Origin of the sequence: Leptospira licerasiae serovar Varillal str. VAR 010, assembly GCF_000244755.1 — a bacterium.
GTDB lineage: Bacteria > Spirochaetota > Leptospiria > Leptospirales > Leptospiraceae > Leptospira_B > Leptospira_B licerasiae.
In genome coordinates this window covers 1,406,742-1,427,096 of record NZ_AHOO02000005.1, presented here as the reverse complement: position 1 = coordinate 1,427,096, position 20,355 = coordinate 1,406,742, and the positions used below count along the sequence as shown (strand labels likewise).

The following is a 20,355-nucleotide window of genomic DNA, read 5'->3' as shown; positions in this document are numbered from 1 at the left end:
TGCCCTAAAATAGTTTTCAGTGGGGGCCAAGTCCGAAAAACTGGTCCCGTAATGGAAAAAGAATCCGTCTCCCTCCAAGACGCTCTCGAACACGGTCTTACCTCAGAAGAATTTAGCAAAATCCAGGAAATCCTAGGCAGAATCCCCAACTCCACAGAACTGGGGATTTTCTCCGCAATGTGGTCGGAGCATTGCTCTTATAAAAATTCTATCCTTCAATTAAAAACTCTTCCCACAAAGTCAGATAAACTTTTGGCCCAAGCAGGAGAAGAGAATGCGGGAGCCATGGACATCGGCCAAGGACTGGCTGTAGTTTTCAAAATAGAAAGTCATAATCACCCAACTGCAGTGGAACCTTACCAAGGTGCAGCCACCGGTGTCGGCGGCATTATGAGAGATATTTTTACGATGGGAGCAAGACCTATCGTATCCTTAAACTCTCTTAGATTTGGCAACCCTGATGAGCCTAGAAACAAATACTTATTATCCAGAGCCGTAAAAGGGATCGGAGATTACGGCAACTCTTTAGGGATCGCGGTCTCAGGCGGAGAACTATTCATAGACGAATGTTTTTCCAAGAACCCTTTGGTGAACGCGATGACCGTTGGAATTGTCAGACATGACCAGATGGCAAGCGCAACCACCGGAGGAAAGGTGGGTAACGCAGTTTTCATCGTCGGTTCCACTACGGGAAGAGACGGTATCCATGGCGCATCCTTCGCATCCAAGGATCTAACTAAAGAGTCGGAATCCAAACGTTCGGCTGTTCAGGTAGGAGATCCATTTATGGAAAAACTACTGATGGAAGCGTCTCTCGAAGCTATCCAAAAAAAACTTTTAGTAGGTATCCAAGACATGGGCGCCGCCGGAATTTCCTGCGCTACTTCGGAGATGAGTGCAAAGGGAAAATCAGGAATGAAGATTAACTTGGATCTAGTTCCTTTCCGCGAGACCGGAATGAACGCTTATGAAGCGATGCTTTCCGAAAGCCAAGAAAGAATGTTGGTAATCCCACAAAAAGGTAAAGAAGAAGAGCTGGTCGCCATATTCAAAAAATGGAATCTAAACGCAGTCCAGATCGGAGAAGTTACCGATACCGGCCTATTAGAAGTTTATAAAGACGGAAATCTAAAGGCTAAGATACCTGCAGATACTTTAGTTTTAGGGGGAGGCGCTCCTAGATACGTTAGAGAAACGAAACGTCCTGCGTATTTGGACCAAGTTTCTTCTTGGAGCCCGGATTCCACACCTGATCTGCAAGAGAATGAAGCTGGTAAAAAGTTACTTAAACTATTAAATTCTTGGAATATATCTTCTAGAAAACCGATCATCGAACAGTATGATACCGAGGTTGGCCTAGTCAAACTGATCGGACCTGGCGCAGATGGAGGATTATCCGCTATACCTGATACCGATATGGCATTGGCTACTGCAACGGATTGTAATTCCAGATTTACTTATTTGGATCCATACTGGGGTGCTGCGCTTGCAGTTTGTGAAGCTGCAAGGAACGTGGCGGTCACAGGTGCAGAACCTCTTGGAGTGACAAATAACCTAAACTTCGCAAATCCATATATTCCGGAAAACTATTATATGTTTTCCGAATGCGTCCGAGGCATGGGAGACGCTTGTAGATTCTTAGGGCTTCCGGTAACCGGAGGAAACGTCTCCTTCTATAATGAATCTCCGGAAGGTCCGATCTTTCCTACTCCTACGATCGGAATGGTGGGGATTCTGGATAACCAGAAAGAAGTGGTTTGGGGTGCTCCTAAAAAATCCGGGCTTTCCTTGGCATTAATCGGTAAATTCGATCCAAGCCTGGGTGGAAGCGAATACCAAAAAGCTTTCTTAGGAAAAGTGCAAGGACAGATACCAAAATTCGAACTTGCGGATGAAAAGTCCCTATTAGAAGTACTAGTCTCTTTAAGAAAGAACGGAAACCTGTCATTCGCTAAAGATCTTTCCTTGGGAGGGATCGGCGTGGCACTTGCAAAGATCGTAATACTCTCCGGATTAGGGATCAAGGCGGACTTAAGCGCAATCAAACAATCCAGAAAGGATCTTACTCTTTTCGGTGAAAGCGCAAGCTCGGTTCTGATCGGTTATGAAAAAGGAAAAGAGGAAAATATTAAATCTCTCGTTTCCTCCAAGAACTTGGACTTCCATTCAATCGGAACAGTCGAATCGGATCCTAAACTCCATATAGAAGGATATGGAATTTCCATTTCTTCGAACGAACTGAAATCGGTTTATGAATCCGGTTTAGAGGAGATATTCAAATGAGATCCGTCCAAAAAATAAGTATCGCTTACTTAATCCTTTTTGCCGCTTTTATTATCTCCGACTGTAGACGACCTGCTTCCGAGATATTAAACGAAGCTTCTAAAAATCCAAACTCGGTGGAAAAATTGGATTTGGGCCTCGGCAAACTCGGAACAGTTCCTCCTGTTTTATTCACTTTCCCGAATCTGAAATGGTTGGATCTGAGAATGAACGAGCTTACTTCTCTTCCTGAAAATTCAGGAGACTGGAGTAATTTAGAACATTTGAATATATACGGAAACGATATAGAAAAACTCCCCGCTTCCTTTTCTAAACTATCCAAACTCAGATTTTTTTTCGCAGGAAATAACGACTTTGTTGGAATTCCTACAGAGTTGACCGGAACCCCCATAGAAGCAGTCTATTTGGATTCCAATAAGATCGAATTCAAAGAATCCGATATTGATATACTGATGGGATTTCCTAAGCTGGAAGTCTTAGATCTGGCAAGAAACAGAAAGATCGCTTCATTCCCTAAAAATTTAGGATTTTTGGCCAGTCATCCTAAATTAAGATTACTGATCTTAAAAGAGACGGGATTAAAACCTTCTCAGATAGAATCTGCAAGAAAACTTCTCCCTAAAGTGAAGATAGAATTTTAATCAATGAAAGAAGAAGATAAGAAGAATCCATATTCAAATACCGTAATACTCCCTCAAACGGATTTCCCAATGAAGGCGGGTCTTTCCACTAGGGAGCCTGACCAGATCAAAACCTGGCAGTCGGAAAAGATCCTGCGTAAAATGCAGGAAAAAAGAAAGGATCGTCCACAATTCATTCTTCATGACGGACCTCCTTATGCAAACGGCAACTTTCACACTGGGCACGCACTTAACAAGATCCTAAAGGACATGATCGTTAAGTCCAAGTTTTTTGCGGGCTATCAAACGGATATGATCCCCGGTTGGGACTGTCACGGTCTTCCTATCGAAGTGCAAGTTCTGAAGAATCTGGGTAAAAAAGCGAAAGAGATCGGCCCGGAAGAATTAAGAAAACTCTGTAGAGACTACGCGGAACAATTCGTTCAAAAACAAGGGCAGGATCTTTCTAGATTCTTATGCTTTTGGGAAGAAGGTAAGATCTACAAAACGATGAGTCCTGATTTTGAGGCAAAGATCGTGGAAGTTTTCGGAGATCTATTCGAAAAAGGTTATGTATATAGAGGCAAAAAGCCTGTCTATTGGTGTATAGAACTTGCGACTGCTCACGCGGAAGCTGAAATCGAATATTATCCCCACAAATCTCCTTCCATCTATGTAAAATTTCCGATCAAGGGACAGGTTGGGAAATTCTGCCTGATCTGGACTACTACTCCATGGACTCTTCCCGCAAACTTAGCCATCAGCTTTAATCCCAAGTTCGAATATTCCTTCTATACAACTCCCAATGGAGAGGAGTTACTACTCGCTGACGGATTAAAAGAAGCGGTTGAAAAAGCTGCGGAAGTCCAACTCACCAAAAAAATATCCGTTTCCCAAGAAGAACTTTCTAAAATGATCTTCCGTCATCCGTTCTTGGATCAGGATTCCATTCCTCTTTTTGGAGAACACGTTACTCTGGATGCTGGAACAGGAGCCGTTCATACTGCTCCAGGTCATGGGCAAGACGACTATAAGATCGGTTTAGCCGCTGGATTAGAACCTTATTCTCCAGTAGACGATTACGGTAGGTATACCGACGAATTCCCTATGATGAAAGGGATCAAAGTCTGGGATGCAAATCCTAAGATCGTAGAATTGCTTAGAGAAAAAGGTCTGCTACTTCATTACTCCGAGTTTGAACATAGCTATCCTCATAGCTGGAGAAGTAAGAAGCCTTTGATCTTCCGCGCGACCCCACAATGGTTTTTTAAGATAGATTACCAAGAACTCAGGGAAAAGTCCCTGAAAGCGATCGATAAAGTAACTTGGATCCCGAACTGGGGAATCACCAGGATCCGCTCCATGGTGGAAACGAGACCGGACTGGTGTCTCTCCAGGCAAAGAAACTGGGGAGTTCCTATTCCTGCATTCACATGCGAGAATTGTAATGAAACCCATTTAGATGCAAAATCGGTAAAGTTCTTCACCGATCTAGTGAGAGAAAAAGGAATAGAGATCTGGTACAGTGAACCTGCGGATTCTCTTCTTCCTCCCGGATCAAAATGTTCCAAATGCGGATCTTCTTCCTTTAGAAAAGGAAAAGATATTTTGGACGTTTGGTTTGATTCAGGAGTTTCCAACTTTGCTGTCTTAAAAGAGAGAGGTAACGAACCCCCTGCCGATCTGTATTTGGAAGGTTCCGACCAACATAGAGGCTGGTTCCAATCTAGTCTTTGGCCCTCCATGGCGTTACGCGGAATTCCACCTTATAAATCAGTCCTCACTCATGGTTATGTTTTGGACGAACAAGGAAGGGCCATGTCCAAGTCTTTGGGCAATGGAATAGACCCAACCACGGATATTATAAACGTTTACGGAGCCGATATACTCAGACTTTGGGTAAGCTCTCAAGACTTCAGAGACGATGTAAGAGTCGGAAAAGAAGGGCTCAAGATCATTGCAGATAATTACAGAAAGATCCGGAACACATTCAGATATCTTTTGGGAAATTTAGCGGGACATACCTCCGATCAAAATCTCGAAGTTTCCGATTTGGAAGAAGTAGATAAATACTATCTTTCCAAACTGGCACAACTCTCGGAAGAGCTTAAATACCATTACGAGAACTATCAATTCCACCAAGTATATCAGAAACTTTTGTTATTCTGCACTGTGACACTTTCCCAGGACTATTTCGAAATGATCCGGGATAGAATGTACTGTGACAGAAGGGATTCCAAAACCAGAAGATCTTCATGTACAGCCCTTCAGATCGTATTAGAAACTCTTTGTATATATTCCGCTCCTATCTTAAGTTTCACTACGGAAGAAGTTTGGAAAGAGAATGGTAAAAAAGAATCGGTATTTATGGAGGAATTCCCGGATCTTTCTTCTTTAAGGAACAAAGAATTGGAAACTAAGTTCGAAGAAGCGTTGACTGCGAGAGAAACGGTTCACAAAACTTTGGAGTTGGCAAGACAGGCCGGCAAATTAGGAAAATCTTTGGAAGCAGCAGTGGAGATCTCCTCGAAAGCGGAAGATAAATTACAAAAGGATTTTTCCATAGAGGCGCTGGAGTTGATCTTTACGGTTTCTCAAGTCGGTTTCGATAAATCCGATAGAGAACAGTTGTCCGAATATTCCGGTGAACATTTTTCGGTTAGAGTCGTAAAACCGAAGGAAGAAGAATGTCCACGCTGCTGGAGACATCCTGCAGAAGAAAGACATAACGGCCTTTGTAAACGTTGTTCTGCGGCCATTTAGGTCGCAGAAACCGACGCAAAAAAACCTCAGATCCGACCTTATTTACGATTTCCTAATATTTGCATCATCTGCATCTGGATTTGCTGGATCTCAGTCAGCCTACTCCATTGGTTTTTGAGAATATGATCTATCTTTTCGTGAAGATGTCGGATCTCTAACTCGGCTTTTAGATTGATCTTATAATCCATCTCGGACCTGGCTCTGTCCTTTGCTTCTTGCCTATTCTGACTCATCATGATGATGGGAGCTTGGATGGCGGCCAAAGTTGACAATAGTAAATTCAATAAAATGAACGGATAAGGATCAAATCTCCAAATGGAGAAGAAAACATTGATCGCAATCCAAACTGCCATGGATAATCCGAACATAATTATGAATGTCCAACTTCCGCCGAAGTCCGCCACTTTATCCGCGACTCTTTGTCCGAGAGTCAAAGTGGACTGAAAGGTTTGATTGAGATCCTCGGAGATCAGTTCCTGATTTTCCAGGCTGTTTCTGACTTCCTCTTCCAAGGAACTTAATTCGGAAGTCTCCTTTTGGATCATACCTTGTATATACTTCATTGTAGCCAGATTCAATTCTCCCAAGGAGATCATCCGGCTTCCTTCTTTATATCTTGGATCTTTTTGGATAAGATCCAAGACTTCGGGATTGATGTATTCGAAAGAGATTAGATCTTTAGGATCCGTTATAGAAGGGTTTAAACAGCAATATCCGAGATCCATCTTACTATCCGGATCAAGGTCTATCGTTCTCGTCGGTAAGTTTAACGGGCTGGTATTGCTTTCTAGGTGTAAACTTGTATTTGCTTGGATTTTTCATATCGAATACAACCCATTTACGTAATGGAAGTCCGTCGATTTGTCCAAAATCCACATTCTCCCCTTCCGCAATCTCGGTTCCATCAAAGCCATGAGCTAGTCTGATCTTTTCGATCCTGGTCCAACGGCTAAAATCAAGTGCGGCGTCCCGATCCACGAGCTCACGTTTGACCCGTCCGAATAAAAGATTGATCTTACCCTCTGCCGCCCACAGAACGCAACTGGTAACCTCGTCGAACGAGATTACAGATTGTGTATCATCATATTTGGAGATGATCAAAAGAAGTTTGTCATTCGGAAGATTTTTTAGAGTAAAAGGGAGGTCCCTTGCCAATAGATCCAACTCGTGGTCTGAAAATACAAAATCCGAAAAGTAACCTACTGAAGATCGTTTAGAATATCTTAAATTTCCAAAATAGTCCTTAATTTTGGCCTGATCCAATTGGATAGGATGTTCCAATTTAATATCTTCATTCTTGGAAGTTTTATCGAAATCGGATAGATCCGAAATATCGATCGTAAAAAACCCCATTCCTTCGGAGCGGAACATCCGGTCCTTGAAAAAATAAGGATAACATCCGGAGAAACTAAAGGCTAAAAAAAAGATCAGGGAAGTACGGAGAGCTTTTCCCTTCATAAAATCTAAAAGTGAAAAATTCATTACAGGACTCTTGCCGAATTGATTCATCTATTTGTTGGAACTTTTTAGAAGAGTTTCCGGTTCATTCTACTGTCAGAAATTCCCGAAAGTCGGGGTATTTCTCCAGAAATTCTTCAATCGTGTACAGATTTACAATTCTGTCTAGACCGGAAAGCCTAAAAACGGAATGTAGGGACTTATTTAGTCCGAATATATTCACCGTTCCTTGATGGTCCCGGATCTGATTTCTGACTTTGATGATAATACCAATCCCGGAAGAGTCTATAAACTTTACGAGCCCCAAATGAAAACTAACTACGGGGGGGTATCCATCCTGAACGCTATCCTCGAACTCCAGGTAAAAGTCCCTGGAATTATCCATCAAGATATCCTCCTGGACCGAAAGTACCAGGTGATTTTCTCGGGCGAGACTTTTAAGAATCATGGGAAAATAACAGGCCCAGGAATTCGGAGTATGTCAAGAAATAAGTATCTTTGTTGATTTATTTCGCCAGAAAGCCAAGATACAATCAGAGCGGTTTCCAAGGAATCCAGTCCATGTCCGAATTCGATAAAACCAGAAAAACTATCGGTGCTAATAACCTAGATGATAAAGCCAGACGGGAAATGTTCGACAAGTTCCAGTCTGCTGGCGGAAAAGTTGTCTCTGATAAGGATAAAAAAAGAGAGGAAGCTCTTCGCAAACAGAAAGAGCAACCCCAGATCCGCCAAGGTGCAAGAAGCCAAACCGGGGGAAGAGACCCCAGACAGAATCAGTCCTCTCAATCAGGAAGGTCGTCGGCTAAACAGGTAGCTTCTAAGCCGAACCCGATCATGGATCGTAAGGCCTTAGAAGATGAGATGGGAAATTTTTTCAATCGTATGGCGGTCCGATTCAAATGTTGGATCTCCCGCGTAACGTCTTTCTCCTCCAGCGACCTTCTCCCCGCTTTCATGTCCGAGCTGAACATCGCCGGAAAAAAAGCTCTTTTAGAAATGAACTTCGTAGGGAACGATCTTTTAGGAAACCCTGCTTACGCTTCTAAGATCGCAAAGGAATTGGACGGACAAAATCCCCTTTACATAGAGATCCTAGGCAGAATGCACAAGGCTTACGATAGTACCGAGCTAAACCAACTCTTAGAAGGGCATAACGCAGCCCCTGACCTCCCAGTGTCGGTCTCTAGAGTGAGGCAACCTCTCTATTCTATATTCAAAAAATTGTATTATATGTATCCATTCCAAGGCTCCTATGTGAAAGCTGTGACCTTGGGCTACCAGGCTCTCGAAAAACTGGAGGGTAAACCCGCCACAGTTTACAACACTAAAAGAAAAAGAGCGCTCCAGGAATTCGACGTTCTATACGGTACCATTTTTGATAAACTTTATCTTGCTATACTCAGAAGTGAGGACAAAAACATCCCTCTTTTGAGCACATATATGGAGAATGTTCTGGGAATTCTTCCTGAAGAGAAACTCGGCCAAAGAAAACAGGGAGAAGAGTTAGACGAAATTTCGGGTGGAGCCCATCCGGAAGAGGAAGACACGGAAGAACCTACTGAAGAAAAACCGGTCGATCCGGAAGAAGGTCTGAGTAAAGAGCTGAAATACGGCTTAAAACTCATGAGATCTTTACCTTTGGATCAATTAAGAAAACGTCATGATGCCAGAGGAGAGCAAGATATTCTTCCTTCCGGGGACAAGGCTTTTTTGACTTGGTTATTCTTTAAAGAGTTCGACGAGGAATATTCCTTCGTAATGACCACCAAAAAGATAGATCTAAAACCGACGATCGTTGGCGGATCCAAAATGGATTACCGCGAAAAACTGATCGATCTTTATGAGACAACCAGAGGAATCCACGAACAATTCAGGATCTACGACCAATATTATAAAGAACTGGAAAATCATCTTAAAAACCCCGGCGCAAATTATATTGAAGCTTCCAAAAAAACTTCCGCCCTGGAAACTAAAAGAAGCCAACAGTCGCGTAACGTAAGAGTTACCGCTAAGGATTTTTTCCAGAAGGCAGCGGAACTTCTTTCCAAATTGATCGCGGATATGAAAGGCAAAAAAGAGATCGTGACCAATATGGAAACTTTAATGACTTTCGATCTGATGGAATCCAAAAAGAGATTGAATAAGAAACCTATAAAACAGTGTATTATGGAATCTTATTGTTATGCTCTGGCGTTTTCGGAACGTTTGGAAAATGGAGATCTTTTCGGTGGAGTTCCCGAGCTTTCCGCCGAAGAGATGGAAAAAGAATTCGGCATCAAGGCTGTAAGCGCCGCTCCGGAAGCGGAAATTTTAAGTCCAGGAGCCGAGTCCGGCGACGGAGAAGACGATAGTTTCGGCGTGGACCCTTCCATACTTTCCGATTAAATTCAAAGTCGCAGGTAAAGAGTGACCTCAGTAAAAATTACCCTTTTCCAAAAGGATCTATCCCAGCCGGTTTCTCCAGAACAGAGAACTAAACTTTCTAAGGAAAAATCGGATTTTCTAATTCTACCGTTATATTTCCCCGGCGGAGGAAACGGTTCTCCAGAATCATTGGCTTCTCGTGCAAAAACTTTCTTAGATGAGATCTATGCGATCTCAGAAGTTTATAAAGGCGCGATCTTCGGTGGAGGGATGTTCCGTAGAGACGATGAGGGCAAATTAAGATTTTCTATTCCGATCGTACAGAATATAGTATTAGTGGATTGGTACGATGTAAAAGGTTTATCTTCCGAAGATTCCCCTGCGATCCCAGGCTCGGGAGAAGATTCTTTGATCCTAGGAGGATTTCGTTTTGGGATCTTTGCAGGCAAAGAGATCCAAGATAGATCAAAGTTGGAAAAATTAAAATCCGATAGGATCAATTTGGCATTTCATTTAGACTCCGTTTCGGATAACGGCATAGACTATTCTCAGGATCTAAAAAATTATGCGGATCTTTCCTCCCAGTATGGAATGTTTTTAGTGCGCAGTTCCGGTTACGGCCTTCCTTTCGGTAAAAAAAGGATAGGAAGAAGTCTACTTTCCACTCCAACAGGTGTCACCTGGAAGGTGGCAGAGACCGAACAGGAAAAAGAGATTATCAAGACCGTTAACATAAACGGGATCAACGCTTTATTTTAAACTGATCTTTCTATAGCCGACATTGTGACACAGAGTCGGGTTAGTTTTATTTCTAAAAGTCTTTTTATCCTTGCCAACCGGAGGTATAATTCTATTCTCTCCGCCGTTCCAAGGACTTCAACATGAAGATAAAAGCGCATCAATTGATCGAATCTATCGAGTTTAAAAAATTAGTTCGGACCAGATGGACAGTTAGTTTCATTTCATTGTTTTTCCTATTCCTGAACTATTACGGATTTATACTCATCATCTCCTTAAAAAAAGAATGGGTCACGGAAAAACTAGGAAATTCCGGTAACTACGGATTGTATGCCGGCGCGTCGGTGATCTTATTCTCTTGGCTACTCACTTTCTTGTATGTTCTCTGGGCCAACAAATATCATGACCAAGAAGTAGAAGTATTAAAATCTAAATTAGATTCGGAGAATAGATAATGGAATCCTCTTTAGGGCAACCGAACTTGATCTCAGTCTTATTTTTCGTTATATTCGTAATTCTTACATTAGGAATTACTTATTGGGCTGCTAAAAAGACTAAAACTTCCAGCGAGTTTTACGCCGCCGGCAGATCGATTACTGGTTTCCAAAACGGTTTGGCTCTTTCAGGAGACTTTATGTCCGCAGCTTCCTTTTTGGGAATATCCGGTATGGTGGCTTTAAAAGGTTACGACGGGATCATATACGCTGTCGGCTGGCTTGTAGGTTGGCCTGCACTCATGTTCCTTCTTGCGGAACCTTTGCGCAATTTAGGGAAATATACGTTTGCCGACGTTTTAGCCGTTCGTTTAAAACAAAAGCCTATTCGGATCGTAGCTTCCATAGGAGGGATATTGGTAACAATCACCTACTCTATCGCTCAAATTGTCGGCTCCGGAAAACTGATCAATCTAATGTTCGGCCTACCTTACGAGTTAGCCGTCTTGATCGTGGGCGGAGTGATGCTACTTTACGTTCTATTTGGGGGAATGATCGCAACAACCTGGGTGCAGATCATCAAGGCCTGCCTTCTACTTTTCGGCGTAACATTACTAGTAATTTTATCTCTCGCACAATTCGGCTTCAGCTTGGACAATCTTTTCTCAGCGGTGGAGACCAAATTCGGAAGGACCGCATTAGAACCGGGGGGATTTGCCTCTAGTCCGATCGATTCCATTTCTTTGGGACTTGCCTTGATGTTTGGTCTATTAGGTTTACCTCATATTCTAATGAGATTTTATACGGTGCCCGACGCAAAAGAAGCCAGAAAATCGGTGGCTTACGCTACTACGTTTATAGGTTATTTTTATATTATCATTCCGATCGTAGGTTTTGCTGCTGCGGTTCTGATCGGAAGAGAACAGATCGCTGGAATTGATAAAGGCGGAAATATGGCTGCGGCACTTTTAGCGGAATTACTCGGAGGTACACCTTTCTTAGGATTTATCGCTGCGGTTGCATTCGCTACAATCCTCGCGGTGGTTGCAGGTTTGACATTGGCTGCTGCTTCTACAATTTCACACGATCTTCACTTTAATGTTTTCACAGAAGGTAAAGCTACGGAAAAAGAGCAAGTCTCCGTAGCAAAGAAGGCGACCGTTGTATTCAGTTTAGTAAGCATTCTTATGGGGATTTTATTCAAGGATCAAAATGTGGCTTTTATGGTGGGATTGGCGTTTGCAATCGCAGCTAGCGGCAATTTTCCCGCACTATTCTTATCTATTGTTTGGAAAAATTTCAGCACAGTAGGCGGGGTGTCCTCCATTCTGATCGGCTCGATATCGTCGACTTTGTTTATAGTATTCAGTCCTACGGTCTGGGTAGATGTTTTTAAATTCGATCAGGCAATCTTCCCTTTAAAAAATCCTGCGATCGTTTCTATGTCCTTAGCATTTATTTCCGCATTCATTTTTTCTAAACTGTTTCCGGACGAAAATGCAACGGCAAAATACGAATCTGAAAAAGTCAGAGTTTACTTGGGGATTGGGGCGGAATAATAAAAGAAAATCGAATAAGCTGCTTTGCTCAAAGCAGCTTATGGTCTTTCATTGATCGGTAGAGAGAAGCAATCGTCACTTTTAGGATAGCAGCTAACGGCACTGCAACAAGCATTCCGGCAATCCCGAGTAGACTTCCGCCCACGGTGACCGCACCTACTACGATTACCGGATGTAAAGAGACCGCGTCCGAAATGATGACGGGTTGTACAAAAAAGTTATCCACCGCTTGTGCGATCAGGACCACAACCAGGATCGCAACCATCAGTTCATACATTCCCATTCCTTCGTTGATCGTATTCGAATTGAATATCCCTGCCCCTTGGGTCAAAGTCATGAACAACGGAGGGACCATTCCTATTATAGGCCCTAAATACGGAATGGAGTTTGCAATCCCTGCGAATAGAGCAAAGATATAAAAGAACTTTAAGCCGATCGTATAGAATCCTATCATCGAAATCGCAGTAATGATCGCACTTTGGATCACCAAACTTCTCAAATAATTGGTGATCTGTTCGTTGATCTTTGCAGTCACCATCAATGTCATTTCGAAGTATCGATTCGGGACAAGACTTACGATATTTTTATATACTCCGTTCCCGTTTAATAAAAACAAAAACGCAAATAACGGAGTGACCACTAGGTATCCGATCAACGTAGGGATTACGGAAACTAAACCGCTTACCTGAGCGTGAATGAACTCGGCGGCTTGTTTTACCAATTCATCAGGACGGATCGTGTCTTCCCAACTAGCTGGGTAATCATTAAATCTAAGTTGGAAACCTACTACCAAATATTTAAACTTGGCGTCATCTATATCTTGTTTCCAGTTCTTAATGATCGGCTGCAAAGTGGAAACGATAGGAGGAGCAACTTCGGTCGCGACTAGATAAATAGGTAGGCAAAGTAAGAATATAAGAATAGCGACCGACGCAATCCTAGGCACTCCCATAGTTTCGAAATAGTTTATGGTTCCATTAAATATATAGAATAAAATTAAGGAAAGAGCTATCGGCACTATAAGAAGCTGCAAGCCGATTGAAAAAAATACGATGGCCGCTCCGACCAAAAAGAAAAATATAAATCGGATTACGTATGTAGAGAGCGGTTTCGTATCAGGCATTTTTTTGTTTGCCCTTATAGTATGCTTTTTCCAATAACTGGTTCGTCTTTTGGAGTCTTTCTACCACAACTCCCGTAAGACTTAATAGGATCTCGATCCCTATCTTAGGCTTGGTCTCTATAATTTCTTTCAGATCAGGTTGAAAAAATCCAAGCAAAGTAGAAGGCTCTTGCGCGATCGCTGTTGCAGTCCTTCTTTCTTCCGAGAATAAAGAAAGTTCTCCGAAAAATGAATGTTGGTCTAGATGAGCGAGGTCTAACTCGACCCCGTCTCTTACGGAACGAATCGTGACCTTGCCGTCGAAGATCATATAAAATCCCGCTCCGGCCTCTCCCTGTCTGAAAATTTCCTCGCCTTCGGAATATTGCCTAATATGGACAAGTCTCGCGATCTCGTGTAAGGTCCTTCTTTTTAATTTTCCGAATACGGAAGTTTCTCGAAGGAAACGCATGATCTCCGGATTGGAGGTTCCTTTTTTCTTAACTATTTTTTTCCAGATGGGAAGCTGCAGGAAATTCAAAACTACTTCTTATCCTCTTCGATTTTCATGGTCAGGATCAGGATCACCAGTCCCACACTCACACAAGAATCCGCAAAGTTGAATGCAGGCCATCTGTCGATCAAAAGCCAGTTCGGCCAATCGAAGTCCAAGAAGTCCACTACTCCGATAAATCTTCCTTCATAACGATTTTCTACGAATCCAAACTCGGCCCCGATCCCGATAATTTTTACGAAAAACTTATCTATAAAATTCCCGAATGCGCCGGACATTACTAAGGCCCAACCGGCAGGATGCCCTAGATCCGAATTCTTCCAACGATACGCTATAAGCACCAAGATCGCAACTGCAGTTAGGGCCAAAGAAGTCCTTGGAAATCCTTGGAAGAGCCCCATCACAAAACCGGTGTTGAAGGTCAGGGTTAAACGGAAAAAATCCCCTAACAATTCGATCGGGTTATGAGGTCTTAGGTATAGTATAGCGATGTATTTTGTGACCAGATCTATGACTGTTCCGACAATTACGCTGATGATAAAGATAGGTGGGTATACCTCTAAGAACTTCTTTTCGAAATATTTCACTGACGATTCCTTTTAGAGCTGAATTTATTTTTGATAACGGATAGAGCAAGGAGGATTCCGAAGAAAACCGATACCCCGTAAGCCGCCATTGCTTGAGTTTCGATCCCTTTATCTAATCTATCGGTTCCATAATGGACACCGAAAAGTATGAATGCAGTACTGATGATCTGATGTCCTAAGGAATACATCCTCTTGGTATGTTGTTCCAGATCCGGAAGTTTATAGGCCTGCTTTCCTCTGTTTAAATTTTTAACCGCTTGTAATAATTCTCCGGGAAGAGAAACTGCCTGACCCCAGATACCGCCTTCCTGGACCAGAACCTTTTGCCATTGATTCTCTCCTTGGAAGACCAGACTTTTAAACGGTTTTTCTCCATAATCCAAAACAGTACGATACGGATCCAGATTTGCGGTAATCCCAACAAGGAGACCAAGGACTCTTTCCAACGGAACAAGAGCAGTCGGCAATTGGATCATCCTGAGAAGTCCGCGAAGACTAGAATTGATTTCTTTTAGAAACTTCAGATCTTCCGGCGTATGGATCTGTTCAAATTTAATATTCTTAAACGAATCCGTATCGGATAAAAATTTGGAAAGTTTTTCCATGGAATAACGGACCACTTCTTCCAACTTCTCTCTATCCGCTTTTTTAGAAACAAGCCCGAGCTCGTCGAGGGCCTCCACAAGTGCAGGATAATCCTTTGTCATAGCACATAAAATGATCTTTCTAAGAGCGATTGCTTGGCTAGGAGGAATCTCTCCTACCGCTCCGAAATCTATAAAACAAAGTTTTTCGTCCGGAGTATAGATCATATTTCCCGGATGAGGATCCGCATGATAAAACCTATACTCGAATATCATAAGGATATAGGCCCTGATAAGAAGATCTACTGGTCTTGACTTTGCTTGTCCTTTTTTTAATGTGCCTGCTTGAGTGATTCGTTTTCCTTCTATGAATTGAGCCGTCAAAACGCTCTTGCCGCTCCACTCAGGGATCAGCTTGGGAAAAACATAATCAGGTTCTTCTGCAAAATACCTGGCCATTCGATCCATAGACTCGGCTTCCAGACGAAGATCCGTTTCTCTTCCGACTAACTTTGCAATTTCTTTATGAACTGTTTTGAAATCGAATGTCACCAGGAATCGATTGATCCTTTTCAGGAACTTACGGACAGCTTTTAGATCCTTTTCGATAATATCTTCGATACCCGGATATAGTATTTTAACCGCTACTTTTTCTCCCTTAAAGGTAGCCGAATGGACTTGAGCGATGGACGCGGATGCAAGAGGCGCCTCGGAAATATCCGGAAACACTTCTGCTATCTCTTTTCCGAATTCTTTCTTAAATCTTTCCTTAATCTCTAAAAAAGGATGTGGAGGAACACGATCCTGCAAGTCCTGCAACGGTTCTGTAAAACTTTCAGGGAATAAATGAGAAAGAGATGCGAAATATTGGCCAAGCTTTACATACACTCCTCCCATTTTTAAGAAGAAGTCCCTGCACTCTATGCCCAATGATTTATAAAATTCTAATTCTCTTTCTTCTCTCGATTTGGAAGAAAGGAACAATCTTATAAATTTATAATACCAGAATAGACTAAATATTTTTTTCCAGAGAAAAAAACTGCCCCGATAATATCTACCTCTCGCGGAATAGGAAGGCAATTGATTTGAATTTGTGGATTGGGAACTTACAGGCATACGATTAGATTTCCGAAACAGTTCTAATTTCGGCGCCGGTTTTGATCTTATGTAAAAGTTCCATGATGCCTAGATTTTCTCCGATATCCCCGGTCATTCTTTCCGACTTTCCCGTAAGAACACTTCGTATCTCCACGTAAAGGTTCATAAACGGGTTCGATCCGAGGAATGATTTTTCGGGAAATGAGACTTCCGTCAAACTATTAAATCCCTTGTATTTCTTAGAAGGTTTGGAAACGAAAAGTCTCATACCGTCATTGGATAGAAGGATACGGGCCTCTTCGGTCATAATATCCATCTCGAATTGAAAATACTTCCGAGCGCCCCCCGCTTCCAAAAACACCGCCGGCCCGGACTTATATTCTAAAAAAGCAAGAGCTCTGTCCTCAATGGGGAACCCTTTTCTTTTAGTTAAAGAAGATCGGATACGATCCGGTTTTCCCAAAAACCAATAGATCAGGTCGACTGCATGAGTTCCGTCGTGGAATAACGGCCCGGTCCTTCCCTGGAATGCCCTACCCGGAGCCAAGGCGGAAGTTAGGACAGAGGCACGGATCGTGCGGATCGGTCCGTATTTTTGAGAGTCCAGAACTTGTTTGGCCCATACGTATTTAGGATGATACCTTCTCTCATGATTGATCCAAATCCGTATCCCTTTCTTGCGTGAAATTTTTTCAAGATCCTTCGCTTGTAGAAAAGTTTCGCAAACAGGTTTCTCGATCAGAAAATTTTTAACACCTCTTTCAATCCATTCCAACGCGTTCGTATAATGAGATTCGGAAGGACTGGAAATGATCACAAGTTCCGGCTTACTTTTAGAAGGTAGATGATCCGGATCGGAGAAGGTAGACTCTTCGGGAAGTTTCCACTGCCTACGGAACATCTCCCTTTTTTCCGGATTGGGATCCACTCCTCCTACAAACTCGAAATTTTTTTTACCCCAAGAAGAGAATAAGACCCCGGAATGAGTGCAGGGCTTGGAACGATATGGATCTTTTTCCAAGGAAGAAGCGATCCTTCCCAAACCGATTAAAACAAACTTGGTCTTTCGCATCCCACATACTTGAAAACCGGAACCGGGAGCTTGCAAGAGGAATTTTTAAAAATAGACTGCGAGTATTTTAGGTAGGAAGATATTGGGTCTGATGAAAGCCCCATTTCAATACGATCCCGAAACAGTACGAAGGGTTTTACAAAGTTCGTCCGACTTCTCTTTTCAAAAGGAATCGGAGATAAAAAGTATTAGCACAGCATCCGGAATGGTAGAACCCGGGACCTTGTTCGTTCCTTTAAGAGGAAATAGGGACGGACATGAATTTATCTTGGATGCCTTAGAAAAAGGGGCCTCTTACTTTTTATGCGAGAAGGGCCATCCGATCTTAGAGAATCTCACGCAAGAACAAAGATCAAAAGCAATCCAAGTCAAAGACACATTACTTGCATTAGGAAAACTTGCAACATTCCATAGATCCAGATTTAATCCCATCCTGATCGCTGTGACCGGCTCCAGCGGAAAAACCACCACAAAAGAGATCCTATCCTCCTGCCTTTCATCATTGGAAGAAGGTTTACTAGTCACGGAAAAAAACTATAATAACGAGATAGGAGTTCCATTCACATTATTCGGTATCAATTCCAAAACGAGATACGTTGTATGCGAGATGGGTATGAACCATGCCGGAGAAATTTCCAGGCTAAGCAAAATGGCAAGGCCGGATTATTCGCTTATCACAACGATAGGAACGGCTCATATAGAGTTACTCGGCTCTAGAAAGGGGATCGCAAAAGCAAAAGCGGAAGTTTTGGAAGGAATGCACAAAGGTGGAGTGCTGTTCTATCCGGAGTCCGGAGAATATAAGAATTTTCTAAAACGAAAATGCCTACGCTACGGGATTAAGTTCAAATCGGTCCCTCTAAAAAGAAGAATAGAGATCATAGAGACCAATCGTGACGGATTTAAGATATCGTTCCTGAATTATTCCCTGAATTGGAGCCTTCCAGGGATCAAACTTTTGGAAAACCTAGCGTTATGCGTATCATTACTGGAAGAATTAGGGGCTCCCACTGATTGGATACAGAATGGGATCCAAAATTTCAGATCCATAGACAAACGATTGGATTTCCAAGTAGGAAATTATAAAATCCTAAACGATACTTATAATGCAAATAGGGAATCCATGTTATCTTCATTGGAAGCGTGTTCCCAAATCGCAGGAGAAGAAGGATTTTACGCAGTATTAGGAGATATGAAAGAAGTGGGAAATTATTCCCGCAAATTCCATACCGAGATCGGAAGTTTTGCAGCAGGTTTAAAGAACTGCAAAGGTATTTTCTTATTCGGGACCGAATCTTCTCACGCGCTAAAGAGCTTCCGCAAAAAAGCGAGTCCGGGTCTTCTATCCTTCTCATTTCCCGGCGACGAAGAAGGACTTAAAAACTTAGTGGATACTATCCGGAAAGAAGTACCTAAGGGTTCTTATCTATTGGCAAAGGCCTCCAGAGGAATGAGATTAGAAAGAGCCGTAGAAGAATTAAATTCAGGAACTAAGGCTTCCTAGAACGTTTTCGGGCTTGCCGGTGGATCGATATTAAAGGAATTTGCAAGTGTGAAAACGAAAGTCGCAGTCATAATGGGAAGCAGTTCCGATTGGGAAACCATGAAAGAAACGGTCTCTATCCTGAAACAATTCGGGATAGAATGTCACACCGAAATCGTCTCCGCACATCGTTCTCCAGAGTTGTTATTCGAATTTTCTAGATCCGCGAGATCCAAAGGTTTTGAGATCATCATCGCAGGTGCTGGTGGAGCGGCTCATCTTCCCGGCATGGTAGCTTCTCTCACTACTTTACCCGTACTAGGAGTGCCTATACAAAGTAAGGCCTTATCCGGAATGGACAGTTTATTGTCCATAGTGCAGATGCCTGGAGGAGTCCCAGTCGGAACACTAGCGATCGGAACTGCCGGAGCAAAGAATGCAGGACTGCTCGCAGCCAGGATCTTATCCCTACAAGACGAAACATTATCTAAAAAATTGGAACAATACAGAAACGATATCAAAGAAGAAGCATTGTCCAAAAACAAAGACTTAATATGACAAAAATTCTATATCCTCCCGCAAGGCTTGGAGTAATGGGATCGGGACAGCTCGGAAGAATGTTCGCCCAAGAAGCGATCCGAATGGGTTATCAGGTATCCGTTTATTCTCCGGAAAGAAATAGCCCCGCTTCGTTAGCGGGAGCCTCTGAAACGGTTGCCCCTTATGAGGATGAAAATTCACTTCAAATATTTTTGAAATCGATAGAAGCACTTACATTCGAATTCGAGAATATACCGGGAGCGGAACTGAATTTTATCGCCGACTATTCCAAAAGACATTCTCTTCCGGTTTTTCCAAGTCCGGAATGTATCCGGATCGCACAACATAGGATCAAAGAAAAAACATTATTTTCTAAATTAGGACTTCCTACTGTACCTTTTTTTCCGATCACAAATAAAGCGGAAGCTACGAAAGCGGCGGAAACATCCAAATTCCCTGCTGTATTAAAAACTTCTTCCTTCGGTTACGACGGCAAAGGACAAACCAAATTTAAAACAAGAGAAGAGTTTAGAGCATGGGTAGGCTCGTTAGGCCAAGAACCGCTCGATCTGATCTTAGAAGAATGGTACGAATTCGACAAAGAAGGTTCCGTGATCTTAGCAAGAGATCAAAAAGGAAAAATGCTTTGTTTTTCTCCTTCCGAAAATATCCATAAAAATCACATTTTAGATATTACCATCCATCCTGGGAATTTTACGGATCCTATCAAAAAACAAATGATAGAATCCGCCAAGATACTCGCAGAAGGGATAGACTATATAGGCGTATTCGGTCTAGAATTCTTTATCAAAGGCGATAAGATCGTCTTGAATGAATTTGCTCCAAGACCGCATAACTCGGGACATTTCTCCCAAAACGGAGCGAACATTTCTCAATTCCAACTTCAATTGAGATGTCTTACCGGACTTCCGTTTCCTTCGGAACTCTCTTCTCAACCTTCTTCTATGAAAAATATTTTAGGACAGGATTATATTCCTGACTCAACTCTCTGGGCAAATTACCTTGCAGATGAAAGATACACATTGCATCTTTATGGCAAGTCCGATCCTAGGCAGGACCGCAAAATGGGACATTGGAACTATGTTGGGGATGGAGCGGAGAAGGCGTTTTAGAAAGATTGGCTCGGTCCAAA

The 20,355-nt window shown here is 42.5% G+C and carries 18 protein-coding genes; 10 read left to right on the top strand and 8 right to left on the bottom strand.

The genetic code is table 11. From position 1 onward, the window contains the following. The first annotated feature begins 51 nt into the window (after positions 1–51). From purL to ileS, 3 genes are read left to right on the top strand one after another with little or no spacing between them, the layout of a single operon-like run. Complete coding sequence (gene purL / locus LEP1GSC185_RS07190) at positions 52–2,283, top strand: phosphoribosylformylglycinamidine synthase subunit PurL (RefSeq protein WP_008595166.1); 2,232 nt, start codon at positions 52–54, stop codon at positions 2,281–2,283. After that, positions 2,280–2,924: a leucine-rich repeat domain-containing protein gene (locus LEP1GSC185_RS07185; RefSeq protein WP_008593775.1), complete on the top strand. Its 645-nt coding sequence runs from the start codon at positions 2,280–2,282 to the stop codon at positions 2,922–2,924. Before purL ends, LEP1GSC185_RS07185 begins: the two co-directional genes overlap by 4 nt. A gap of 3 nt (positions 2,925–2,927) precedes the next feature. Further along, entirely contained in the window at positions 2,928–5,666 is a 2,739-nt protein-coding gene (gene ileS / locus LEP1GSC185_RS07180) for an isoleucine--tRNA ligase (protein ID WP_008593656.1), read from the top strand. A gap of 38 nt (positions 5,667–5,704) precedes the next feature. Here the strand turns inward: ileS and LEP1GSC185_RS07175 are convergent, their stop codons facing one another. The 3 genes from LEP1GSC185_RS07175 to LEP1GSC185_RS07165 all read right to left on the bottom strand — a co-directional run bounded on the left by LEP1GSC185_RS07175 (position 5,705) and on the right by LEP1GSC185_RS07165 (position 7,572). Then, positions 5,705–6,391, bottom strand: a complete 687-nt coding sequence (locus tag LEP1GSC185_RS07175) for a DUF1003 domain-containing protein (protein ID WP_008594761.1) — start codon at positions 6,389–6,391, stop codon at positions 5,705–5,707. A gap of 13 nt (positions 6,392–6,404) precedes the next feature. Further along, positions 6,405–7,148, bottom strand: a complete 744-nt coding sequence (locus tag LEP1GSC185_RS07170; RefSeq protein WP_008595881.1) for an LA_1326/LA_4305 family lipoprotein — start codon at positions 7,146–7,148, stop codon at positions 6,405–6,407. A 61-nt stretch (positions 7,149–7,209) separates the two neighbouring features. Continuing rightward, positions 7,210–7,572 (bottom strand): STAS domain-containing protein, encoded by a 363-nt coding sequence (locus tag LEP1GSC185_RS07165; protein WP_010513535.1) that lies wholly within the window; start codon positions 7,570–7,572, stop codon positions 7,210–7,212. A 113-nt stretch (positions 7,573–7,685) separates the two neighbouring features. On the opposite strand from LEP1GSC185_RS07165, the gene LEP1GSC185_RS07160 reads away from it, so the two are divergent. From LEP1GSC185_RS07160 to LEP1GSC185_RS07145, 4 genes are all read left to right on the top strand, one after another. Then, positions 7,686–9,512 carry a hypothetical protein gene (locus LEP1GSC185_RS07160; protein WP_008594285.1) on the top strand — a complete coding sequence of 609 codons (1,827 nt, stop codon included), beginning with the start codon at positions 7,686–7,688 and terminating at the stop codon, positions 9,510–9,512. 21 nt (positions 9,513–9,533) lie between these two features. Beyond that, positions 9,534–10,250, top strand: a complete 717-nt coding sequence (locus LEP1GSC185_RS07155) for a hypothetical protein (protein ID WP_008595065.1) — start codon at positions 9,534–9,536, stop codon at positions 10,248–10,250. A 122-nt stretch (positions 10,251–10,372) separates the two neighbouring features. Beyond that, positions 10,373–10,684, top strand: coding sequence for a DUF485 domain-containing protein (locus LEP1GSC185_RS07150; RefSeq protein WP_008593615.1), 312 nt, complete (start codon positions 10,373–10,375; stop codon positions 10,682–10,684). Next, positions 10,684–12,222, top strand: a complete 1,539-nt coding sequence (locus LEP1GSC185_RS07145) for a sodium:solute symporter family transporter (RefSeq protein WP_008594988.1) — start codon at positions 10,684–10,686, stop codon at positions 12,220–12,222. Before LEP1GSC185_RS07150 ends, LEP1GSC185_RS07145 begins: the two co-directional genes overlap by 1 nt. 28 nt (positions 12,223–12,250) lie before the next feature. Here LEP1GSC185_RS07145 and LEP1GSC185_RS07140 read toward each other — a convergent pair whose 3' ends face one another. Genes LEP1GSC185_RS07140 through LEP1GSC185_RS07120 form a run of 5 tightly spaced genes read right to left on the bottom strand, consistent with a single transcriptional unit; the run spans position 12,251 to position 17,179 of the window. After that, positions 12,251–13,345 carry an AI-2E family transporter gene (locus tag LEP1GSC185_RS07140; RefSeq protein WP_008594376.1) on the bottom strand — a complete coding sequence of 365 codons (1,095 nt, stop codon included), beginning with the start codon at positions 13,343–13,345 and terminating at the stop codon, positions 12,251–12,253. Next, the gene (locus LEP1GSC185_RS07135; RefSeq protein WP_008594032.1) at positions 13,338–13,865 is read right to left on the bottom strand and encodes a cyclic nucleotide-binding domain-containing protein; all 528 of its coding nucleotides are present in this window, start codon (positions 13,863–13,865) and stop codon (positions 13,338–13,340) included. The genes LEP1GSC185_RS07140 and LEP1GSC185_RS07135 overlap by 8 nt, the downstream gene beginning before the upstream one ends. Positions 13,866–13,867: 2 nt before the next feature. Further along, positions 13,868–14,425 (bottom strand): lipoprotein signal peptidase, encoded by a 558-nt coding sequence (locus LEP1GSC185_RS07130; protein WP_008594863.1) that lies wholly within the window; start codon positions 14,423–14,425, stop codon positions 13,868–13,870. Beyond that, entirely contained in the window at positions 14,422–16,125 is a 1,704-nt protein-coding gene (locus LEP1GSC185_RS07125) for an ABC1 kinase family protein (RefSeq protein ID WP_008593732.1), read from the bottom strand. The genes LEP1GSC185_RS07130 and LEP1GSC185_RS07125 overlap by 4 nt, the downstream gene beginning before the upstream one ends. 4 nt (positions 16,126–16,129) lie before the next feature. Further along, positions 16,130–17,179 carry a Gfo/Idh/MocA family protein gene (locus tag LEP1GSC185_RS07120; protein WP_008595758.1) on the bottom strand — a complete coding sequence of 350 codons (1,050 nt, stop codon included), beginning with the start codon at positions 17,177–17,179 and terminating at the stop codon, positions 16,130–16,132. Positions 17,180–17,270: 91 nt separating this feature from the next. Between LEP1GSC185_RS07120 and LEP1GSC185_RS07115 the strand changes: the two genes are divergently transcribed. Genes LEP1GSC185_RS07115 through LEP1GSC185_RS07105 form a run of 3 tightly spaced genes read left to right on the top strand, consistent with a single transcriptional unit; the run spans position 17,271 to position 20,335 of the window. After that, positions 17,271–18,683, top strand: a complete 1,413-nt coding sequence (locus LEP1GSC185_RS07115) for a UDP-N-acetylmuramoyl-tripeptide--D-alanyl-D-alanine ligase (RefSeq protein ID WP_008594687.1) — start codon at positions 17,271–17,273, stop codon at positions 18,681–18,683. A gap of 48 nt (positions 18,684–18,731) precedes the next feature. Continuing rightward, positions 18,732–19,220 (top strand): 5-(carboxyamino)imidazole ribonucleotide mutase, encoded by a 489-nt coding sequence (purE, locus tag LEP1GSC185_RS07110; protein ID WP_008595503.1) that lies wholly within the window; start codon positions 18,732–18,734, stop codon positions 19,218–19,220. Next, complete coding sequence (locus LEP1GSC185_RS07105) at positions 19,217–20,335, top strand: 5-(carboxyamino)imidazole ribonucleotide synthase (RefSeq protein ID WP_008594409.1); 1,119 nt, start codon at positions 19,217–19,219, stop codon at positions 20,333–20,335. The genes purE and LEP1GSC185_RS07105 overlap by 4 nt, the downstream gene beginning before the upstream one ends. The last annotated feature ends 20 nt before the right edge of the window (positions 20,336–20,355 follow it).

Coding starts and splice junctions, on each gene's coding strand:
- purL (WP_008595166.1), top strand. CDS start 52: ATGGAAAAAGAATCCGTCTCCCTCCAAGACGCTCTCGAACACGGTCTT.
- LEP1GSC185_RS07185 (WP_008593775.1), top strand. CDS start 2,280: ATGAGATCCGTCCAAAAAATAAGTATCGCTTACTTAATCCTTTTTGCC.
- ileS (WP_008593656.1), top strand. CDS start 2,928: ATGAAAGAAGAAGATAAGAAGAATCCATATTCAAATACCGTAATACTC.
- LEP1GSC185_RS07175 (WP_008594761.1), bottom strand. CDS start 6,391: ATGGATCTCGGATATTGCTGTTTAAACCCTTCTATAACGGATCCTAAA.
- LEP1GSC185_RS07170 (WP_008595881.1), bottom strand. CDS start 7,148: ATGAATTTTTCACTTTTAGATTTTATGAAGGGAAAAGCTCTCCGTACT.
- LEP1GSC185_RS07165 (WP_010513535.1), bottom strand. CDS start 7,572: ATGATTCTTAAAAGTCTCGCCCGAGAAAATCACCTGGTACTTTCGGTC.
- LEP1GSC185_RS07160 (WP_008594285.1), top strand. CDS start 7,686: ATGTCCGAATTCGATAAAACCAGAAAAACTATCGGTGCTAATAACCTA.
- LEP1GSC185_RS07150 (WP_008593615.1), top strand. CDS start 10,373: ATGAAGATAAAAGCGCATCAATTGATCGAATCTATCGAGTTTAAAAAA.
- LEP1GSC185_RS07145 (WP_008594988.1), top strand. CDS start 10,684: ATGGAATCCTCTTTAGGGCAACCGAACTTGATCTCAGTCTTATTTTTC.
- LEP1GSC185_RS07140 (WP_008594376.1), bottom strand. CDS start 13,345: ATGCCTGATACGAAACCGCTCTCTACATACGTAATCCGATTTATATTT.
- LEP1GSC185_RS07125 (WP_008593732.1), bottom strand. CDS start 16,125: ATGCCTGTAAGTTCCCAATCCACAAATTCAAATCAATTGCCTTCCTAT.
- LEP1GSC185_RS07120 (WP_008595758.1), bottom strand. CDS start 17,179: ATGCGAAAGACCAAGTTTGTTTTAATCGGTTTGGGAAGGATCGCTTCT.
- LEP1GSC185_RS07115 (WP_008594687.1), top strand. CDS start 17,271: ATGAAAGCCCCATTTCAATACGATCCCGAAACAGTACGAAGGGTTTTA.
- LEP1GSC185_RS07105 (WP_008594409.1), top strand. CDS start 19,217: ATGACAAAAATTCTATATCCTCCCGCAAGGCTTGGAGTAATGGGATCG.